This window comes from Caulobacter sp. P1_B12_2 (assembly GCF_056406675.1).
Genome location: NZ_JBFTZS010000614.1, coordinates 1 through 2105 on the forward strand (window position 1 = coordinate 1; position 2105 = coordinate 2105).

2 protein-coding genes are annotated in these 2105 nt (G+C 70.1%); both read left to right on the forward strand.

Going from position 1 to position 2105, the window contains the following annotated elements:
* Positions 1-726, forward strand: a 726-nt coding sequence (locus AC1DZ6_RS24035) for a P1 family peptidase (protein WP_477099620.1), incomplete at its 5' end; no start/stop codon positions are given.
* A 144-nt stretch (positions 727-870) separates the two neighbouring features.
* Positions 871-2105: MFS transporter (locus tag AC1DZ6_RS24040; protein ID WP_477099621.1), on the forward strand; the 1235-nt coding region annotated here is incomplete at its 3' end.

The following is a 2105-nucleotide window of genomic DNA, read 5'->3' on the forward strand; positions in this document are numbered from 1 at the left end:
CTGGACAGCGCCAAGGRCGGGCCGGTCCAGGAGGGTGCGGTCGGCGGCGGCACGGGCATGGTCTGCCTGCAGTTCAAGGGCGGGATCGGCACCGCCTCGCGGGTGCTGACGGTCCGGGAGGGCGGCTATACGGTCGGCGTGCTGGTGCAGTGCAATTTCGGTCGCCGCCAGGACCTGAGGATCGCCGGGGTCCCGGTGGGCGAGGCCATCCGCGACCTGATKCCCTGTATCGCCGGCGACGGACCACCTCCGTCGACCGACATGCGACTGAAGGCCTGCGACGCGGCGCCGGCCGCTCGAGGTCAGGCGGTGGCCCAGCCCGACGAGGGGCGTGAGCAGGGCTCGATCATCGTCGTGCTGGCCACCGACGCGCCGCTGCTGCCGCATCAACTGAAGCGGCTGGCCACCCGGGTGGCGCTGGGCGTCGGGCGGCAGGGCGGGTTCGGCGGCAACGGCTCGGGCGACATCTTCCTGGCCTTCTCGACGGCCAATCCAGGCACGTGGTCGGCCGAGGACAAGTCGAGCGTGCAAATGCTGGGCAACGACCAGCTGGACCCGCTGTTCAAGGCCGCCGCCCTGGCCACCGAGGCGGCGATCACCAACGCGCTGCTGGCCGGCCAGACCATGACCGGCGCCGACGACGTCCGGGTCTACGCCCTGCCGGTGGACCGGATGCTGGAGACGATGAAGGCCCACGGGCGGGAGCCGGTCGCGCCTGCACGCTAAAAAACTCAATAGGAGCCTATCGATCCGCGTCGAGACCGCCTATCTGCTTGCCGTAGGGGGAACGCCATCGTCGTGAAGCTGTACGCCCGTGCCTGAACGCCCCCCTGCCGTCTCGCCGCCCATCTCCCTTCGGGGCGTCGGACCATGGTGAGGCTGCGTCGGCGGGGCTTGGCGTCGATCAATTCCGAAATCCGCGACGGCATCGTGCCCGCCGCCGGCGACGTGGCCCTCACCGCCGGCGCCCCCGAGGTCGAGGCCGGTGGCGCGAAGGCCTATCGCGTGGTGGCCCTGATCATCGCCTGCGCCCTGTTCATGGAGCAGATGGACGCCACGGTGCTGGCCACCGCCCTGCCGACCATGGCCCGCGACTTCGGCGTGCCGGCCCCCAGCCTCAGCTCGGCCCTGACCGCCTATCTGCTGGCTCTGGCGATCTTCATCCCGGCCAGCGGCCGCCTGGCCGACCGGTTCGGCTCCAAGACCGTGTTCCGCCTGGCGATCATCGTCTTCGTGGCCGGCTCGGTGCTGTGCGGCCAGGCCACGAACCTGGAGTTCCTGATCGCCGCCCGCTTCCTGCAGGGCGCGGGCGGGGCGATGATGATCCCGATCGGGCGGCTGGTGCTGCTGCGCACGGTGGCCAAGCAGGACATGGTCTCGGCCATGTCGTGGCTGATCATGCCGGCCCTGATCGGCCCGATCCTGGGCCCGCCGATCGGCGGCTTCATCGTCACCTATCTGGACTGGCGCTGGATCTTCTACCTGAATATCCCGATCGGCGTGCTTGGGGTGGTGCTGGTGACGCTGTTCATCGGCGAGGTGCGCGGCGACAAGCCGCCCCGCGCCGACCTGGTCGGTTTCCTGCTGTCGGGCGTGTCGCTGGGCTGCCTGCTGTTCGGCTTCGAGATGACCAGTCGTAGCGGCGAGCTGCCGCCGGCCCTGGCCCTGATCGCCGTGGGCCTGGTCGCGGGCGGGCTCTACATCCGCCATGCGCATCGGCGGCCGGACCCGATCCTGGACCTGACCCTGATGGCCGTGCCGTCGTTCCGGCTGTCGGTGATCGGCGGCTCGCTGACCCGCATCACCCAGGGCGCCCAGCCGTTCCTGCTGCCGCTGATGCTGCAGCTGGGCTTCGGCATGACCGCCGCCGTCAGCGGGACGATCACCATCGCCGGAGCCATCGGCTCACTGGCCATGAAGGGCCTGGCCCCGCGGGTGCTGCGGCGGTTCGGCTTTCGCGACAGCCTGATCTTCAGCGGCCTGGTCGCCAGCGCCGGCTATGCGGTGGTCGGCTTCTTCCGGCCGACCTGGCCCCTGCCGCTGATCTTCCTGACCCTGATGGTCAGCGGCTTCTTCATGTCGTTCCAGTTCACCGCCTACAACAC